The 16,431-nt window shown below is 72.2% G+C and carries 16 protein-coding genes; 11 read left to right on the top strand and 5 right to left on the bottom strand.

Annotated features, from left to right (window positions below; translation table 11 throughout):
- Nucleotides 1-35: 35 nt before the first annotated feature.
- The 4 genes from ACLQ23_RS08050 (at nucleotide 36) to ACLQ23_RS08065 (ending at nucleotide 2,925) form a co-directional block, all read left to right on the top strand.
- Entirely contained in the window at nucleotides 36-245 is a 210-nt protein-coding gene (locus ACLQ23_RS08050) for a helix-turn-helix domain-containing protein (protein ID WP_007465625.1), read from the top strand.
- 307 nt (nucleotides 246-552) lie between these two features.
- On the top strand, nucleotides 553-654 hold the full coding sequence (locus tag ACLQ23_RS08055) for a 30S ribosomal protein bS22 (protein WP_007465623.1): 102 nt from the start codon (nucleotides 553-555) through the stop codon (nucleotides 652-654).
- A gap of 121 nt (nucleotides 655-775) precedes the next feature.
- Nucleotides 776-1,852, top strand: a complete 1,077-nt coding sequence (locus ACLQ23_RS08060) for an NAD-dependent epimerase/dehydratase family protein (RefSeq protein ID WP_355589616.1) — start codon at nucleotides 776-778, stop codon at nucleotides 1,850-1,852.
- A gap of 152 nt (nucleotides 1,853-2,004) precedes the next feature.
- On the top strand, nucleotides 2,005-2,925 hold the full coding sequence (locus tag ACLQ23_RS08065) for a lysophospholipid acyltransferase family protein (RefSeq protein WP_425880502.1): 921 nt from the start codon (nucleotides 2,005-2,007) through the stop codon (nucleotides 2,923-2,925).
- Between the two features lie 9 nt (nucleotides 2,926-2,934).
- Here ACLQ23_RS08065 and ACLQ23_RS08070 read toward each other — a convergent pair whose 3' ends face one another.
- The 3 genes from ACLQ23_RS08070 to ACLQ23_RS08080 form a co-directional block, all read right to left on the bottom strand.
- Complete coding sequence (locus ACLQ23_RS08070) at nucleotides 2,935-3,810, bottom strand: HAD family hydrolase (protein ID WP_355589615.1); 876 nt, start codon at nucleotides 3,808-3,810, stop codon at nucleotides 2,935-2,937.
- A 133-nt stretch (nucleotides 3,811-3,943) separates the two neighbouring features.
- On the bottom strand, nucleotides 3,944-4,834 hold the full coding sequence (locus tag ACLQ23_RS08075; protein ID WP_425880487.1) for a DUF5667 domain-containing protein: 891 nt from the start codon (nucleotides 4,832-4,834) through the stop codon (nucleotides 3,944-3,946).
- Between the two features lie 279 nt (nucleotides 4,835-5,113).
- Nucleotides 5,114-6,076 carry an ECF subfamily RNA polymerase sigma factor, BldN family gene (locus ACLQ23_RS08080; protein ID WP_355628877.1) on the bottom strand — a complete coding sequence of 321 codons (963 nt, stop codon included), beginning with the start codon at nucleotides 6,074-6,076 and terminating at the stop codon, nucleotides 5,114-5,116.
- A 573-nt stretch (nucleotides 6,077-6,649) separates the two neighbouring features.
- On the opposite strand from ACLQ23_RS08080, the gene ACLQ23_RS08085 reads away from it, so the two are divergent.
- Genes ACLQ23_RS08085 through ACLQ23_RS08095 form a run of 3 tightly spaced genes read left to right on the top strand, consistent with a single transcriptional unit; the run spans nucleotide 6,650 to nucleotide 9,268 of the window.
- Nucleotides 6,650-8,338: an AMP-binding protein gene (locus tag ACLQ23_RS08085; protein WP_355628868.1), complete on the top strand. Its 1,689-nt coding sequence runs from the start codon at nucleotides 6,650-6,652 to the stop codon at nucleotides 8,336-8,338.
- Nucleotides 8,328-8,582: a glutaredoxin family protein gene (locus tag ACLQ23_RS08090; RefSeq protein ID WP_053654171.1), complete on the top strand. Its 255-nt coding sequence runs from the start codon at nucleotides 8,328-8,330 to the stop codon at nucleotides 8,580-8,582. Before ACLQ23_RS08085 ends, ACLQ23_RS08090 begins: the two co-directional genes overlap by 11 nt.
- A gap of 20 nt (nucleotides 8,583-8,602) precedes the next feature.
- A complete protein-coding gene (locus ACLQ23_RS08095) occupies nucleotides 8,603-9,268 on the top strand; it encodes an HAD family hydrolase (RefSeq protein ID WP_355628866.1) in 666 nt (221 codons plus the stop codon).
- On the opposite strand, the gene ACLQ23_RS08100 is transcribed toward ACLQ23_RS08095, so the two are convergent.
- Nucleotides 9,249-9,902 (bottom strand): response regulator transcription factor, encoded by a 654-nt coding sequence (locus ACLQ23_RS08100; RefSeq protein ID WP_355589607.1) that lies wholly within the window; start codon nucleotides 9,900-9,902, stop codon nucleotides 9,249-9,251. The two genes, ACLQ23_RS08095 and ACLQ23_RS08100, sit on opposite strands and share 20 nt — an antisense overlap.
- A gap of 50 nt (nucleotides 9,903-9,952) precedes the next feature.
- Nucleotides 9,953-11,257 (bottom strand): sensor histidine kinase, encoded by a 1,305-nt coding sequence (locus ACLQ23_RS08105; RefSeq protein ID WP_355589605.1) that lies wholly within the window; start codon nucleotides 11,255-11,257, stop codon nucleotides 9,953-9,955.
- 451 nt (nucleotides 11,258-11,708) lie between these two features.
- On the opposite strand from ACLQ23_RS08105, the gene ACLQ23_RS08110 reads away from it, so the two are divergent.
- Genes ACLQ23_RS08110 through ACLQ23_RS08125 form a run of 4 tightly spaced genes read left to right on the top strand, consistent with a single transcriptional unit; the run spans nucleotide 11,709 to nucleotide 16,415 of the window.
- Entirely contained in the window at nucleotides 11,709-12,479 is a 771-nt protein-coding gene (locus tag ACLQ23_RS08110) for a redox-sensing transcriptional repressor Rex (protein WP_355589603.1), read from the top strand.
- Nucleotides 12,476-13,873 (top strand): glutamyl-tRNA reductase, encoded by a 1,398-nt coding sequence (locus ACLQ23_RS08115; RefSeq protein ID WP_355589601.1) that lies wholly within the window; start codon nucleotides 12,476-12,478, stop codon nucleotides 13,871-13,873. Before ACLQ23_RS08110 ends, ACLQ23_RS08115 begins: the two co-directional genes overlap by 4 nt.
- A complete protein-coding gene (hemC, locus tag ACLQ23_RS08120) occupies nucleotides 13,870-14,838 on the top strand; it encodes a hydroxymethylbilane synthase (RefSeq protein ID WP_355589599.1) in 969 nt (322 codons plus the stop codon). Before ACLQ23_RS08115 ends, hemC begins: the two co-directional genes overlap by 4 nt.
- Complete coding sequence (locus ACLQ23_RS08125; RefSeq protein WP_355589597.1) at nucleotides 14,835-16,415, top strand: uroporphyrinogen-III synthase; 1,581 nt, start codon at nucleotides 14,835-14,837, stop codon at nucleotides 16,413-16,415. Before hemC ends, ACLQ23_RS08125 begins: the two co-directional genes overlap by 4 nt.
- Nucleotides 16,416-16,431 lie beyond the last annotated feature (16 nt).

The raw sequence follows: 16,431 nt of genomic DNA on the forward strand, positions 1-16,431 counted from the left end.
CGGCACGCGCCGGGCATGGGATGGGTCGGTGAGCCATGGCCGGGTCACAGTCCGACGGACGGCTGTCGGAGGTCAAGTTCCTGACCGTCGCAGAGGTCGCGACGGTCATGCGGGTGTCGAAGATGACTGTCTATCGCCTGGTGCACAGCGGTGAGCTCACCGCCGTCCGGGTCGGCAGGTCCTTCCGGGTGCCCGAGCACGCCGTGCACGAATATCTCCGGGGTGCCTTTCAGGAAACCGCCTGAGCCACCGTCGGGCCGATCGCGCACACAGTGACGGGCGCGCGTACGGGCCTGTCGGGCGCCGACGGGAATCGGCATCGGTGAGCGCCAGAGGTGGACGGGCGGGGCCTGTTGTCGCGCACCGAAAGCCGTGACGGCGGGGGCGCGTTGGTCCTGCTGACGCTCTCCCGCTACCCTGGAGCCCGACCGAGGCCCCACCGGTGCGCCCCGCCGCCCAGACTGGTCCGGTCCTTTGTCCGCATGCGGTCGCCGTCGCCACCAGCGTGGTGTCATCCGGTCCGCCCCGCACGTTGTATCGAAAGGCTGTCGTATGGGCTCGGTGGTCAAGAAGCGCCGTAAGCGCATGGCTAAGAAGAAGCACCGCAAGCTGCTGCGCAAGACCCGCGTCCAGCGTCGCCGTCTCGGCAAGTGATCGCCGCCGGGCTCACGGCCCGGCGTTCGGCGGCTCTTGCCAACTGTCGACTTCCGGAGGCTCAGGTGATCAGGCCGTGGTCGTCCCGGCTCGGTCCCTCCTGCCGGCGTAGGTGCGTCAGATGACCCCCGGTAGCACCCCAGGTGCTCCGGGGGTCGTCGTCGTGACCGGCGTCGGTCGGTACCTGGGCGCTCACGTGGCCGCGCGACTGGCGGCCGACCCGCGTATCGAACGGGTCATCGGCGTGGACGTGCCGGAGCCCGGTGCCGAGTTCACCGACCTGCTCGACCGGGTCGAGCGGGTGCGTGTCGACCCCGGCTCACTCGGTGGGCTCCTCGCCGACCTGGACGTCGACGCAGTCGTGCACCTCGCGCTGGTCAGCTCCCCCGACCCGCAGCACGGTGGCCGGTCGGCAATGAAGGACCAGAACGTCATCGGCACCATGCAACTGCTCGCCGCCTGCCAGCGAGCGCCCCGGCTGCGCAAGCTCGTGGTCCGGTCCTCGACGGCCGCGTACGGGGTGTCGTTTCGCGACCCGGCGGTCTTCACCGAGGAGACCGAGCCGCGCGAGGTGCCGCGCGGCGGTTTCGGCCGCGACATCCTCGACGTCGAGGGGTACGTCCGTGGCTTCCGGCGTCGCCGACCCGACGTCACGGCGACGGTGCTGCGGTTCGCCCCGTTCATCGGCTCCAACGCCGACACGACGTTGACCCGCTACTTCGCGCAGCCGTTCGTGCCCACCGTCTTCGGCCGCGACCCACGGTTGCAGTTCCTGCACTTCGACGACGCGTTGGAGGTGCTGCACCGGTCGATCGTCGAGGACCACCCGGGCACCTACAACGTCGCCGGGCCGGGCGTCCTGTCGCTGTCCCAGGCGATCCGGCGGGCCGGCCGGGTAGCGGTGCCGGTGCTGGAGCCAGGTCTCTCCGGCGCCGCCGCGCTGGCCCGCAACATGGGCTTCGGCCGCTACGGCCTGGACCAGGTCGACCTCTTCGTGCACGGCCGGGTCGTCGACACCACACGGCTCGAGCAGGAGTACGGCTTCACGCCCCGCTCCACCGCCGCCGCGTTCGACGACTTCATCCGCGCCCACCACGGCGGGGTCGTGCTCAGCCGGAGTCAGCTGGCCGCCGCCGAGCAGCTCGTCCTGGACGGCATCCGGCAGGTTCGCGCAGCGGTGCGGGAGCGGTCGTCGTGACCGGGCCGGAAACGGGTCGCGAACCGACGGGCAACGGGCGATTCGACGTACCCCCGGGGTCGACGCCGGACGTGGAGCCGGCGCGGCGCAACGGGCACCGACCAGCGGCACAGGCCGCGTCGAGCCCGACCCCGACCCCGACCCCGACCCCGATGCCGGCCGACGAGGTCGACACCGCTGCCACCGACGAGCCCGTGGCCGCCAGTGGCGCTGCCGTTCCGGACCGGCCGGGCGACCCGTGGGACCGGCGTGTCGCCGACGGCCTGGCCTTTCTGCGCCGACGGCTGTCCGGCGAGTACGAGGTCGACGAGTTCGGCTTCGACCCGGAGCTGACCGCCGCGGTCTTCCACCCGCTGCTGCGGCTGCTCTACCGGGACTGGTTCCGCACCGAGGTAAGCGGCGTGGAGCACGTGCCCGTCGACGGGCCGGCCCTGGTGGTCGGCAACCATTCGGGCACGGTGGCGTTGGACGCGCTGATCCTCTCGGCGGCCCTGCACGACAAGCACCCCGCACACCGCTACCTGCGTCTGCTCGGCGCCGACCTGGTCTTCCGGATGCCCGTGGTGTCGGAGATCGCCCGCAAGACCGGCGGCACTGTGGCCTGCAACCCGGACGCCGAGCGACTGCTCGGCGGCGGGGACCTCGTGGGCGTGTTCCCCGAGGGGTTCAAGGGCATCGGCAAGCTCTACGCCGACCGCTACAAGCTGCAACGGTTCGGACGCGGCGGGTTCGTCTCGGCGGCGCTGCGCACCGGCACCCCGATCGTGCCGGTCGCCATCGTCGGCGGCGAGGAGATCTACCCGATGCTCGCCGACATCAAGCCCCTCGCGCGGCTGCTGAAGCTGCCCTACTTCCCGGTCACGCCGACCTTCCCGTGGCTCGGGCCGCTGGGCATGGTGCCGCTGCCCAGCAAGTGGCTTATCGAGTTCTGCCCGCCGATCCCCACCGCCCACCTGACCGACTCGGCGGACGACCCGCTGGTGGTCTTCAACCTCGCCGACCAGGTGCGGGAGACCATCCAGCAGACGCTGCACTCGCTGTTGGAGCGGCGGCCCGACCCGTTCGGCCCCTGAGGCGCGGCGTCAGCTGTCGCGGCGTCGGCGCTGGAGCGCCAGGCCGGCGGTCACCGCTCCGGCGACCAGACCGGCTGCCGCAGTCGACGGTACGGCGATCTTGGCCGCCCGCCGGCCGGTGCGGAAGTCCCGCACCTCCCAGCCGTGCTGCCGGGCCTGCCGCAGCAGGGTGCCGTCCGGGTTGACCGCCACCGCCCGGCCGACAGTGCGGAGCAGAGGCAGGTCGTTCGCGGAGTCGCTGTAGGCCGCGCAGCGGGCCAGGTCCAGCCCTTCCACGGCGGCGAGCTGGGTGACCGCCTCGGCCTTCGCCGGCCCGTGCATGAGGTCGCCCACCAACCGCCCGGTGTACGCCCCGTCGAGCACCTCGGCCACCGTACCGATCGCACCGGTGAGGCCGAGCCGGGTGGCGATCACCCGGCCGATCTCCACCGGAGCGGCGCTCACCAGCCAGACGCGCTGACCGGCGTCCAGGTGGGCCTGGGCGAGCTGGTGGGTGCCGCTCCAGATCCGCGGTGCCATCAGCTCGTCGAAGATCTCCTCCGAGAGCCGTTCGACGTCGTCGACCCGCCAACCCTCGACGAAGGCGAGTGCGGCCTCCTTGGCCTGGGACATGTCACCGGCGTGTTCCCGGGCGAGCACCCGGAACCGGAGCTGCTGCCAGGCGAAGCGCGCCAGGTCGGTGGTGGTGAAGTAGTTGCGGGCGGCGAGCCCGCGAGCGAACCAGTAGATCGACGCGCCCTGCATCATCGTGTTGTCCACGTCGAAGAAGGCGGCGGCGGTCGGGTCCGGAGCGGGTGGGGTCACCGGCGCCAGTTCGGTCTCCGCCCAACCGGCGGTGTGACCGTGGGCGTCGGTGCTGACCGTCACCTTGCGGCTGCGTGCCACGCGACCCCCTTCCTGACCAGGCGCGACGGATGTCTCCAGCGAGGGTATCCGGCGGCAACGGTCGACCGACCACGCACTCAGTGAACTGTGGCGTGGTCGGTCGGGACGAGCGGGAAGGGCGTGTTCCGGCAGGTCAGCGGTCGCCGGGGCAGGTGGTCGGCGCGGGCCCGAGGGTGTCGCTGCCGGCCGGTGCCGGCAGGCCGCAGGCGATCGCGTCGCGCAGCGCGTCCGAACGTTCCCGGACGGTGTCCAGCAGCGCCAGCGACCGTCGGGTTCGTTCCCGGTCGGCCCGGTTGGCCCCGTCGAGGAGCTTGCTCACCGCTTTGTGCTGGCTCGCGACGAACGCGTTGACGGTGTCCAGGCTGCTCGGCTCGGCCCGTTGCACTGCGGCAGCGGTGAGCAGGCGGATGCCCTGCCGGGTGTCGGCGTCCATGTCGTCGAGGACGGCGCTGTAACCGACGGGATCGCCGCGCAGCTCGGCGGCCTCGCCGAGCCTGGTCCGAGCAAAGTCCAGGAAGAGTTGGCCGCGGCTGATGTCCGAGCTGGCCAGGGCGAGCTGGGCGCGTTCGGTCGACCGCTTCATGCCGTACAGCGCGTCGCCGGGCACCGCGTTCTCGCTGGCTGCGGAGATCCCGGAGACGGCGACCGCGCCGGCGGCGATGCCGATGAGGATCGCGCCCCGGGCGCGGGCGCGCCGGGCGGTGGCCGCCGGCAGCAGCGACCCGCGGGTGGTGGTGGCGGCGGGACGCGCCACAGCTGGTTCGGCGGTCGCCGGCGTGGTGCCGATCCCGTCGCGCTCGGCGGTGGCGAGCAGCATCGCCCGCAGGCCGGTGCGGAATTCGGGGTCCACCTCGGTCGTGGGGGGATCGACGCTGAGCCGCTGGCCCACCGCTACCAGCGGTGCCAGTTGGCCGTCCACCCGGGACCGTACGTGGTGCCGCCGGCCGCCGTTGGCCTCGTCGAGAAGCTGCGCGAAGCGCTTGGCGCGCCGGCGGGAGAAGAGGATGTTGTCCACCGCTGGCACCTCCTCTCGCTGGTCACGGCCGGTCGGCCGCCGTCGTTGCCAGCGACCGGGCGGCAGTGTGACACCACGGAGGTGAGGTGCCGTCCGGCGTGCCGGTCGGACCTCGGTGTCCCGGGCCTGCCGGGACGACCACCGGTCGCACCCGGAGAAACGCGGCGGACGGGGCACGGGTTACGGGCCGGGCGGAGCGGAAATCACCGAAAGTGATGGCCGTCACCACACGAGATCGCCTCTGAGCTGCGCAAACGCAGATCAGTGCTCCGACCGCCCGCCGAACCGCTAAGGCTGGAAGCCGTCCGGCAGGAGGCGCGCCAGCGCCCGGACAGCCCGGTACTGGAGTGCCTTGATGGCGCCCTCGTTCTTGCCCATGGCACGTGCCGTCTCGGCCACCGAGAAGCCCTGGAGGAACCGCAGCACGATGCACTCCTGCTGCTCCGGATTGAGTTGCTTCACGGCGGTGAGCAGCGCGACGTTCGTGATGTGCTCCACCACCGCCGCCTCCGGGCTGCCCTCCGGGCCCCGGTCCTCCCGGTCGGCGTCGAGCACGTCGCCGGTGGTGACCTCCAGCCGGTACCGGCCGGACTTGAAGTGGTCGGCGACCAGGTTGCGGGCGATTGTCACCAGCCAGGCGCCGAGATCGCGGCCCTGCCAGGTGAAGCTGCCGATCCGCTTGAGGGCGCGCAGGAAGGTGTCCGAGGTGAGGTCCTCGGCGAGTTGGCGGTTGCCGACCCGGAAGTAGACGAACCGGAAAACGGTGTCCACGTACCGGTCGTAGATGAGGCCGAACGCCTCGGACTCGCCGGCCTGGGCGCGCTCGATGAGCGTCCAGACCTCGGTGGCCGGGTCGGACGGGTCCGGTCGGCTTGGGAACCCGGTCGGAGTGGTCGTCGTCGTGGTGGTGGCCTGGACGGCCGGGATCACCGCCGTCTCGCCCGCTGCCGGATCGCTTGTCACCGCAGGTGTGTCGCCGACACGGCGGCCCTGGGCCGGCATTGTCGGCCGGGCCGGTGCGACGACCCGGCCGCCTGTCGGCATCGCGTTGCCGCCGGGAACCGCCGGTCTCGGTGGCGGCTCGTTCGTGTGTGGACGACTGCGGGTCCGGTGGGCCGCGCTGTCACCCCGCATGGCGGCGCCGTGCTGGTCGTCAAGCGGCGCACGGGCCGCCGGACGCTCGTTTACCTGGGCGCGGGTCGGTTGACCGGTCAGACCGACCGGGCGTTCCGCGTAGCCGAAGGCGGTCACCGCGCAGCCCCCGTCCCGTCGTTCGCCGGGCGGGCCGGTCTGCGGGTCGTCGCTGCGGACCGACCGGGGCACCGGTCGGGTAGGACGGTTCCGGGGTGTGCCGACGGGCGGCAGTTCCCCTTGAGGTGCTGGTCCAATGCGCTCACAGGCACGGGGGCCTCCTCGGGCTGAGGGGTGTCGACTCACGGCAAATGGGGTGAGCCGACCCGAGTGATAATAGGGCCAACGTCACCCGCGCGTGGCAAGTCCGTTACACAGGGCGGAAGTATTTCCCTCTGTGTCGCACACGTGGCGGACCGGTTGTCCGTCGTGTGCGTTTGACTTTCCGCCGGGTCGGTGTTCCACGATGAAGTCCCTGCTCGGAGCACATTGGCCCGTCGGTCGCTTCACCACGACCGACTGTGGATCGTGCGTGGCCGGGCCGCCGACCGGAGGCAACGCACGTCCCATCAGGGGGACTCGCCGGCACCGTGGACGGCATATTCTCCGGTCCCGTCGGCGGGACCTGAGCGGTGCTCGCGATCGACAGTCGGGCATGGTCTGTCACCGCCCGCTGTGCCAGACTCGATCACCGTGCAGGACGCAGCGGCAGGCTCCGCGCCGAACCTCGCCGACCCGGTCCGCCGGGCGGCTCTCCACCACGGCGACAAGCCCGCACTGCACTGGCGGGACCAGAGCATCAGCTGGTCCGAACTGGACGCCGCGGTGACCGCCGCCGCGCACGGCCTGGCCGCCGTCGCGCCACCCACAGAGCCGAACGGCACACCGCCCCGCGTCGCCATCGCACTGCCCAACACCCCCGACTTCGTGATCGGCCTGCTCGGCACCCTGCGGGCGGGGTTGGTCGCCGTCCCGGTCAACCCCGGCCTCACCGCGCCGGAGCTGCGGCACGTGCTCGCCGACTCCGGCGCGTCGGTGCTGATCGGCGCTGACCGGGTCCGGGGCCTGGTCGCCGAGGTGGCTGCCGAGTTGCCGGCGCTCACCGCCGTGCACGGCACGCCGCCAGCTGCTGCGCACGGCGTGTCGCCAGCTGCTGCGCACGGCGTGTCGTCGACCGTTGCGCGCGGCGCGTCGCCGGCCGCCGCGGCGCCGCTTCCGCCCCGGGGCGGCGACGACCTGGCCGTACTCCTCTACACCTCCGGCACCGAGGGCCGCCCGAAGGGGGCGATGCTCTCCCACCGGGCGCTGCTGGCCAACCACGAACAGGTCGACCGGATCGACCCGCCGGTGGTCGGCCCCACGGACACCGTGCTGCTGGCACTGCCGCTGTTCCACGCGTACGGGCTCAACTCGGGGCTCGGCGCTGTCGTCCACAACGGCGCGACAGGTGTGCTGCTCGACGAGCCGGGGCCCACAGCGGGACTGGACGAGATCGCGCGGCACCGGGTCAGCGTGCTGGCGGGCGTACCGTCGATGTTTCTGACCTGGGCCGACGCGCCGCAGGCCCGCACGGCGATGGCGTCGGTGCGGGTGGCGGTGTGCGGCGCGGCGCCGCTGGAGCGCGCTGTCGCGGCGCGCTTCACCGAGGCGACCGGCCACCCTGTGCACATCGGGTACGGCCTCACCGAGACCGCGCCGATGCTCACCGCGACCCTCGTCGGCGGGCTGGCCAAGGCGGGCTCGATCGGCAGGCCGCTGCCCGGCGTGCGGCTGCGCCTTGTCGACCCGGACGGGGTGGACCTGTGGCGCGACGGCGAGGCCGTGCCCGACGACGACCCCGATGAGCTGGACATCTCCGACATCGCGCCGGGCACCGACCCGGGAGAGATCGTCGTTGGCGGAGACAACCTGTTCGCCGGTTACTGGCCGGACGGCCGCGACGGCCCGGACGCCGACGGCTGGTGGCGTACCGGCGACGTCGCCTACGCCGACCCCGACGGCGACCTCTTCCTCGTCGACAGGCTCGGCGAGCTGATCCTGGTGAACGGGTTCAACGTCTATCCGCGCGAGGTGGAGCTTGTGCTCGGCGGGCACCCCGGGGTGGCCGAGTCGGCGGTACTGGGTGTGCCGCACCCGCGGACCGGCGAGACTGTGCGGGCGTACGTGGTGCCGGCACAGGGGCGACCGGTGACCAGCGAGGAGTTGCTCGCCCACTGCGCACGGAACCTGGCCCGGTTCAAGTGCCCGACCGCCGTCGAGTTCGTCGACGCCCTGCCACACTCGGCGATCGGCAAGGTACGCAAGATCCAGCTCCGGTCGGCGACACCAGCCGGCCCGCCCGCATCCGCCGACACCCGCACGGAGGTAACCGATGGCCAGTGACGCCCGGCTCGCTCTGATCACCAGGCCCGGTTGCCATTTGTGCGACGACGCCAAGGCGGCGCTCGACCGGGTGGTGGCGGTCACCGGTGACAGGTGGGTCGAGTGGGACGTGAGCGACAACCAGGACCTGGAACGGGAGTACGGCGACCGGCTGCCGGTGGTGATGCTCGACGGCAAGGAGCACGGCTACTGGCGGGTGGAGGAGGACCGGCTGCTGCGGGACCTGACCACCCCCCAGCTCTGAATCGCACCTATGGTGCTCGGATGAGCCCTGCGCACCCCCACCTGGTGTGGGACTGGAACGGCACCCTGCTCAACGATCTCAGCCTGGTGGTAGCCGCCACCAACGCCGCGTTCGCAAGCGTGGGAGGGCCGTCGGTCACCTCCGAGGAGCATCGGACGAGGTTCCGCCGCCCGATCGCCGACTACTACGCCGAGGTGCTCGGCAAGGCCGTCGACGACGAGGCGTTCGGCCGGCTGGACCGGATCTTCCACGACGCGTACCGGACCGGTCTGACCACCTGCGAGCTCGCCGCCGACGCGCAGACGGCGATGGCCAGCTGGGAGGGCAGCCAGAGCCTGCTGTCCATGTGGTTCCACGACGAGCTGGTGCCCACCGTGCACACCTACGGGTTGACCGGCCGGTTCACCCGGGTGGACGGACTGCGGGCCACGGTCGGCGGCGGACGAAAGGCCGAGTCGCTCCAACTGCACCTGGCCGAGCTGGGCGTGGACGGCGGCTCGGTGGTGCTCATCGGTGACTCCATCGACGACGCGGACGCCGCGCTGGCCGTCGGCGGCCGGGCGGTGCTCTACACCGGCGGCTTCACCGACCCGGCCCGGCTGCGCGCCTCCGGCCACCCGGTCGCCGACACCCTCACCGACGCGGTGGCCCTGGCCACCGGCAAGGTCAGTTCCGCAGGTACGTGAGGACGGCCAGCACCCGCCGGTGCTGCTCGGTGTCCGGCGGGAGGGTGAGCTTGGTGAAGATGTTGCGCACGTGCTTCTCCACCGCGCCGTCGCTGACCACAAGAGCACGGGCGATCGCCGTGTTGGACCGCCCCTCGGCCATCAGGGACAGCACCTCGCGTTCGCGCGGGGTCAGCTCGCGCAGCGGGTCGTCGCGGCGTCGACGTGCGAAGAGCTGGCTCACCACCTCCGGGTCGAGCACCGTGCCGCCGGCCGCCACCCGGCGCAGCGCGTCCAGGAACTCGTCGATCGCTGCCACCCGGTCCTTGAGCAGGTAGCCGATCCCCCCGCCGGACCCGCCGGCGGTGGCCAGCAGATCGTCGGCGTACGACACCTCGACGTACTGGGAGAGCACCAGGATCGGCGTACGCGGCACCAGCCGGCGGGCCTCCACCGCCGCCCGCAGCCCCTCGTCGGTGTGTGTGGGTGGCATCCGGACGTCGACGATCGACACGTCCGGCTGGTGCGCCACCACCGCCTCGACAAGCGCGTCGCCGTCGCCGACGGCGGCCACCACCTGGTGCCCGCTCTCGGTCAGCAGCCGCACCAGCCCTTCCCGGAGCAGGACGGCGTCGTCCGCGATCACGATGCGCATGGCTCTGGTGTCTACCACGTCGGGACTGCCGTGCGGGTCTCGATGCTCGCTCACAGTGGCAGGTCGGCCCGGATCTCGGTGGGTCCACCGGTGGGGCTGACCACTGTGAGTTCGCCGCCGGCGGCCCGGACCCGGTCGGCGATGCCGGCCAGGCCGTGCCCCTTGGCCAGGTCGGCGCCGCCCTGCCCGTCGTCGCCCACCCGTACCTGGAGTTGGGTGCCGCGCCGGGTCACGGCGACGGTGGCCTCGGTGGCCCGGCTGTGCTTGGCGATGTTCGTCAGCGCCTCGGCCACCACGAAGTACGCGGTGTTCTCCACCGCCGGGTCGAGCCGCCCGCCGGGCGTGCCGAGCTGCGGGTCGACCTGTAGCTCGATGGGGATCAGCCCGCGGCCGGCGAGCGCGGCCAGGGCGCTGGGCAGCCCCCTGTCGACAAGGATCGGCGGGGCGATGCCCCGGGACAACGCCCGCAGTTCGGCGAGGGTGTCCCGGGTCTGGGTGACCGCCTCGTCGATGGTCCGGCCGGCGGCCTCCGGGTCGGAGGCGAGCTGGAGTCGGGCCCGGCTGAGGTCCATCGCCAGCCGGACCAGGCGCTGCTGGGGGCCGTCGTGGATGTCGCGTTCCAGCCGGCGCAGCGCGGACGCCTCGGCGGACACGGCGGCCCGCTTCTGCTCCTCCAGCACGGTGATCCGGTCACGCATCTCGGCCACCCCGGTCAGCATTGCCTTGGCGAAGCTGGCCTGGAGCAGCGCGCAGCCCCGGACCACGATCGGCAGCGTGATCAGGAAGAACACCCCGAGCGCGGTGTACAGCCCGATCCGGGCGGTGGTCGAGTCGCCCAGGCCGAGCAGTTGTGCCAGGTCCTGGTCGCCGTCGGCGTCGGCCCGGGGCAGCGCCCAGTCGTACGCCCAGTAGAGCGAGCCGGCGATCGCGGCGGCCCACCACACCAGGGTCACCACGAAGGTGCTCACCGCCGCTACCAGCCGCAGGATGCCGTGCGCAAGATCGAGCCAGGACTGGGCGTCCCGGATCGGTACGAAGATCCGCCGCCAGGCGTTCGCCCCCGCCTCGGGTAGCCGGTAGTGCGGCCGGATCCGTGGTTGCCGCAGGACTGCGGACAGCCGCAACCGCTCGATGTCGGCGAGCCCACGGGCGGCGTACAGGGTGCCGCTGAGGATCGGCAGGCCGATCACTGTGACCACCAGGCCGACGCCGACCGAGAGACCCACGACGAGGACGACGAAGCTGGCGACGGCCAGGGGGAGGCCGAGCAGCACGTACCCGGAGTCGACGAAGAGCTGGCGGGGAATGCTCGGTGCCAGCATCCGAGGATCGCTGGCGGCGGTAGCGGCGGTCATGCCAAAAGGCTAGGCACCGAGGCCGCCCGTCCCCATCCCGAAGCCCAGCCTCTCTCCTGTAGTGCTGTCCCTACCCCAATCCCCTCCGGCGCGCCGATCTTGCACCTGTGGTCGCCGGATTGCCCGCTATGGGGCTACTGCGGGGGCAGCAACTGCAAGATCGCGGAGTTAGTGACGCACGGCGCGGAATTAGTCAGAGAAGTCGGGATTGAGCAATAATCGCCCCGGGCGGCCGAGAGTCGGTCGGCTGCTGAATCGATCTTGCGAAACGGAGGTGCTGGTGAGGCCGCGTCACGGGGCGACAAGATCGCGATTTGTGCACGTCTTCACAAGCGCCTACTCTGTAGTTCCGACGCGCCCTGCTAGCACAGCCGGCAATCTCGGTCGCCAGCGGGAGTCCACAAGCGGCCGACCTGCGACGTTGGCCGAGGATCGCACCGCACGGAGTCTCATGAGTCAGCACCGTCACCCAGGCGCGTCCGGCCGCGCCGGTGCCGTACCGACGCTCCCGGACCTACCCGAGGCGACCGTCGCTCGGCTCCCGGAGTACCTGCGCGCGCTGCACAACCTCGCCGACGCCGGCCACGAGACGGTCTCCAGCGAGGGCCTCTCCGCCGCCGCCGGGGTCAACTCCGCAAAGCTCCGCAAGGACCTCTCGCACCTCGGCTCGTACGGCACCAGAGGCGTCGGCTACGACGTCGCGTTGCTGATCGAGCAGATCGAGTATGTGCTCGGGCTCACCCAACGCCGCGCCGTCGCCCTGGTCGGCGTGGGTAATCTCGGTCACGCTCTGGCCGGCTACGACGGCTTCGCGGGCCGTGGCTTCCGGATCGTGGCGCTGCTCGACGCCGACCCGTCCCGTGTCGGCGAAGAGATCAATGGCCTGACTGTCCGGCATGTCGACGACCTTCCGGCGGTCGCCGCCGCGGAATCCCTGGCCATCGGCGTGATCGCCACCCCCGCCGCAGCCGCCCAGAGCGTCGCCGACCAGCTTGTCGCGGTCGGCGTGACGAGCATCCTCAACTTCGCGCCGTGCGTACTCTCGGTGCCGGAGGGGGTCGACGTGCGCAAGGTCGACCTCGCCATCGAGCTGCAGATCTTGTCCTTCCACGAGCACCGCAAGGCGTCGCTGGTAGCGCTGCCCGCCACCGGCGGGTCCGCCCTCACCGCTCTGCCGGGCGGGCTCGCGACCACCGACACCCAGGAGGCGATCGGCACGTGAAACTGCTTGTCGTCGGCGCGTCCTACCGGACCGCCCCGGTCGCCACGCTGGAGCAGCTGGCAGTACCCCCAGCCGACCTCACCCGCACCCTCGACCGCCTGGTCGCCCAGCCGTACGTGAGCGAGGCGGTGCTCGTCTCCACCTGCAACCGGGTGGAGGTCTACGCCGCCGTGTCCGGTTTCCACGGTGGGCTCGGCGACATCTGCGCAGTCCTGGCCGAGCAGGCCGGCTGCCAGCCGGCGGCGCTCGCCAGCCACCTGTACGTGCACTACGACACCGCAGCCGTGGACCACGTCTTCCGGGTCGCAAGCGGTCTCGACTCGATGGTGGTCGGCGAGGCGCAGATCCTCGGCCAGTTGCGTGACGCCTACCACTGGGCCAGCGGCGCCGACTCGGCAGGCCGTCTGCTGCACGAGCTGATGCAGCAGGCGCTGCGGGTCGGCAAGCGGGCCCACTCCGAGACCGGTATCGACCGGGCCGGCCAGAGCGTGGTCACCGCCGCACTGGAGTTGGCCGCCGGGCACCTCGACGGCGACCTCGCCGGGCGTCCCGCCCTGGTGATCGGTGCCGGTGCGATGGGTTCGCTCGGGGTGGCCACGCTGTCGCGCCTGGGCGCCGGGCCGCTCACCGTCACGAACCGGGGCCTCGACCGGGCCGTCCGGCTCGCCCAGTCGTACGGGGCGGGCGCCGCGCCGATGGCCGAGCTGACCGACACCCTTTCCACAGTGGACATCGTAGTGGCCGCCACCGCGTCCGCTGAACCGGTCCTCACCCGCGAGGTGGTCACCGCCGCGCTTGCCGAGCGGGACCTGGCCCGGGGCCCGCTGGTCCTGCTCGACCTCGCCGTGCCGCGCGACGTCGAGGAGGGCGTCGCCGAGCTGTCCGGCGTCGAGGTGATCGACATCGACCGGATGGCCGGGCTGCTCGCCGACGGTCCCGCCGCCGCCGACACCGCCGCCGTCGAGCAGATCGTGCTCGGCGAGGTGGAGAGCTTCCTCACCTGGCTGCGCGGCGCCGACGTGGCACCCACAGTGGCCGCGCTGCGCGGCCGGGCCGACGACGTCGTCACCGCCGAGCTGCGACGGTTGGCCCAGCGTCGCCCCGACCTCGGCGACGACCTGCGGGCCGAGGTGGCCCGCACCGTGCACCGGGTGGTGCAGCGGCTGCTGCACCAGCCCACCGTGAAGGTCCGCCAGCTCGCCGCCGAGCCCGGAGGCGACCAGTACGCGGCACTGCTGCGTGAGCTGTTCGACCTTCAGGTGCCGCAGACCTCGCCGGTGGACACCGTCCCCGACGTGCTGACCCCCGACCTCGGTGCGGCGCTCACGGGCGTCGACCCGACGGTCGGCGTGGACACCCCCGACCCCGCCCCGCCCACCGGAGGTGCCCGATGACCGCCCCCCTGCGACTCGGCACCCGGGGCAGCGCCCTGGCGATGGCCCAGTCCGGTCAGGTCGCCGAGGCGCTGACCGCCGCCACCGGACGCCCGGTCGAGTTGGTCGAGGTGCTCACCGCCGGCGACCAGTCGAACGCGCCTGTGCACCGGCTCGGCGTCGGGGTGTTCGTCTCCGCGCTGCGCGACGCCCTCACCGCCCGGACCATCGACTTCGCTGTGCACTCCTACAAGGATCTGCCCACCGCGAGCGACGGCGGGCTGCTCGTCGCGGCGGTTCCGCCCCGGCAGGATCCGCGCGACGCGCTGATCGCCCGGGACGGCCGGACGCTCACGGAGCTTGCGCCCGGGGCGACTGTGGGCACCGGCGCACTGCGTCGCATCGCCCAGTTGAACGCCCTCGGCCTGCAACTGGAGGTCACTCCGATCCGCGGCAACGTGGACACCCGCCTGGCCCGGGTGCTCGGCCCCGACGCCGACCTGGACGCCGTCGTACTGGCGCGGGCCGGGCTGGCCCGACTCGGCCGGGCCGATGTGATCACCGAGACGTTGGACCCGATGCTGATGCTGCCCGCACCCGCCCAGGGAGCGCTGGCAGTGGAATGCCGGGCCGACGATCAGGACCTGGTCGAGCTGCTCGCGCTGCTCGATCACGCACCGTCGCACGCCGCGGTCACCGCGGAACGCGCGTTGCTGGCAACCCTGGAGGCCGGGTGCAGCGCACCCGTCGCCGCCTATGCGGAACTCGCCGAAGGTGACACCGGCGATGAGATCTACCTGCGCGGGGCGGTGATCAGTCCGGATGGCACTCGTGACCTCCGGCTGTCCCGCACCGGAACGCCCGCCGACGCGGCGGAGATCGGTAAGGCACTCGCCGCCGAACTCCTCGAACTCGGCGCCGACTCGATCCTCGGCCACGAAGGACACACCGGCCCGGGGACCCAGGAATTTGGGAGCACAGAATGACCCGCACCCGTAAGCCCGTCGGTCGTATCGCATTCGTCGGGGCGGGCCCCGGTGACCCGGGCCTGCTGACCCGTCGGGCGCACGACGCCCTGGTCGACGCCGACCAGGTCATCTACGACCGGGGAGTCCCCGACTCTCTGCTCGCCGTCGTACGCGCCGAGGCCAGGGACGACGCCCAGTTCACGCCTGCCGAAGGCGCACCGGGGGACGTGGCGAAGGTGTTGATCTCCGCCGCCCGGTCCGGGCTGAACGCGGTGCACCTCGTGGCCGGCGACCCGTTCGGCCACGACTCGGTGGTCAAGGAGGTGCAGGCGGTGGCCCGCACCGCCGCCCACTTCGAGGTGGTGCCCGGTGTCGGCCAGGCCGAGGGCGTGGCCACCTACGCGGGTGTTCCGTTGCCGGGCGTGCGTACGGCCGCCGACGTCGAGGACGTCACAGCGCTGGACTTCGAGGCGCTGGCAGCTGCCGTCGGTCGGGGTTCGCTCGCGCTCGCTGTCGATGCCGGTGATCTCGCCGCGGTCCGGGACGGTCTGCTGGCCGCCGGGGTCGACGGCACCACGGGCGTCGGGGTGACCGGCGACGGCACCGGCGAGACCCAGTACACGACCACGTCGTCAGTTGACAGCTTCGTGGCCGCCGCCCTCGGCTTCACCGGCCGGGTGGTGCTCACCATCGGTGCGGGCGTGGGTCAGCGCGACAAGCTGAGCTGGTGGGAGAACCGCCCGCTGTACGGCTGGAAGGTGCTCGTACCGCGTACCAAGGAGCAGGCCGGCGCGATGAGCGCCCGGCTGCGGGCGTACGGGGCGATCCCGTGTGAGGTGCCGACCATCGCTGTCGAGCCGCCGCGTACCCCGGCGCAGATGGAGCGGGCCGTAAAGGGTCTTGTCGACGGCCGGTACGCCTGGGTGATCTTCACGTCGGTCAACGCTGTCCGCGCGGTCTGGGAGAAGTTCGCCGAGCACGGACTGGACGCCCGGCACTTCGGCGGCGTCAAGATCGCCTGCATCGGTGAGGCCACCGCGGACGCGGTCCGCGCGTTCGGCATCCAGCCGGAGCTGATCCCCGCCGGGGAGCAGTCCTCCGAAGGGCTGCTTGCCGAGTTCTCGCCGCACGACGAGATCCTCGACCCGGTGGGCCGGGTGCTGCTGCCGCGCGCCGACATCGCCACCGAGACGCTCGCCGCCGGGCTCACCGAGCGCGGCTGGGAGGTCGACGACGTGACCGCGTACCGGACGGTGCGGGCCGCGCCGCCGCCCGCCGAGATCCGGGACGCCATCAAGTCGGGCGGGTTCGACGCCGTGCTCTTCACGTCCAGCTCGACAGTGCGCAATCTCGTCGGTATCGCGGGGAAGCCGCACGCCCGTACCGTTGTTGCTGTGATCGGGCCCAAGACGGCGGAGACCGCGACGGAGTTCGGCCTGCGGGTCGACGTCCAGCCGCCGCACGCCTCGGTGCCCGACCTGGTTGAGGCGCTCGCCGCCTACGCTGTCGAGCTGCGCGAGAAGCTGGCCGCCATGCCGGCCAAGCAGCGCCGCGGCTCGAAGGTGCAGGGCCCCACAGCCCTGCGCTTCCGGTAGCCGTCCGAGGAGGCCA

The organism is Micromonospora sp. DT41 (assembly GCF_049841715.1).
GTDB classification, from domain to species: Bacteria; Actinomycetota; Actinomycetes; order Mycobacteriales; family Micromonosporaceae; genus Micromonospora; species Micromonospora profundi.

Excerpts from the sequence above, each read along its gene's own strand:
- ACLQ23_RS08050 (WP_007465625.1), top strand. The coding sequence starts at position 36 with ATGGCCGGGTCACAGTCCGACGGACGGCTGTCGGAGGTCAAGTTCCTG.
- ACLQ23_RS08055 (WP_007465623.1), top strand. The coding sequence starts at position 553 with ATGGGCTCGGTGGTCAAGAAGCGCCGTAAGCGCATGGCTAAGAAGAAG.
- ACLQ23_RS08060 (WP_355589616.1), top strand. The coding sequence starts at position 776 with ATGACCCCCGGTAGCACCCCAGGTGCTCCGGGGGTCGTCGTCGTGACC.
- ACLQ23_RS08065 (WP_425880502.1), top strand. The coding sequence starts at position 2,005 with ATGCCGGCCGACGAGGTCGACACCGCTGCCACCGACGAGCCCGTGGCC.
- ACLQ23_RS08090 (WP_053654171.1), top strand. The coding sequence starts at position 8,328 with ATGGCCAGTGACGCCCGGCTCGCTCTGATCACCAGGCCCGGTTGCCAT.
- ACLQ23_RS08095 (WP_355628866.1), top strand. The coding sequence starts at position 8,603 with ATGAGCCCTGCGCACCCCCACCTGGTGTGGGACTGGAACGGCACCCTG.
- ACLQ23_RS08100 (WP_355589607.1), bottom strand. The coding sequence starts at position 9,902 with ATGCGCATCGTGATCGCGGACGACGCCGTCCTGCTCCGGGAAGGGCTG.
- ACLQ23_RS08105 (WP_355589605.1), bottom strand. The coding sequence starts at position 11,257 with ATGACCGCCGCTACCGCCGCCAGCGATCCTCGGATGCTGGCACCGAGC.
- ACLQ23_RS08110 (WP_355589603.1), top strand. The coding sequence starts at position 11,709 with ATGAGTCAGCACCGTCACCCAGGCGCGTCCGGCCGCGCCGGTGCCGTA.
- hemC (WP_355589599.1), top strand. The coding sequence starts at position 13,870 with ATGACCGCCCCCCTGCGACTCGGCACCCGGGGCAGCGCCCTGGCGATG.
- ACLQ23_RS08125 (WP_355589597.1), top strand. The coding sequence starts at position 14,835 with ATGACCCGCACCCGTAAGCCCGTCGGTCGTATCGCATTCGTCGGGGCG.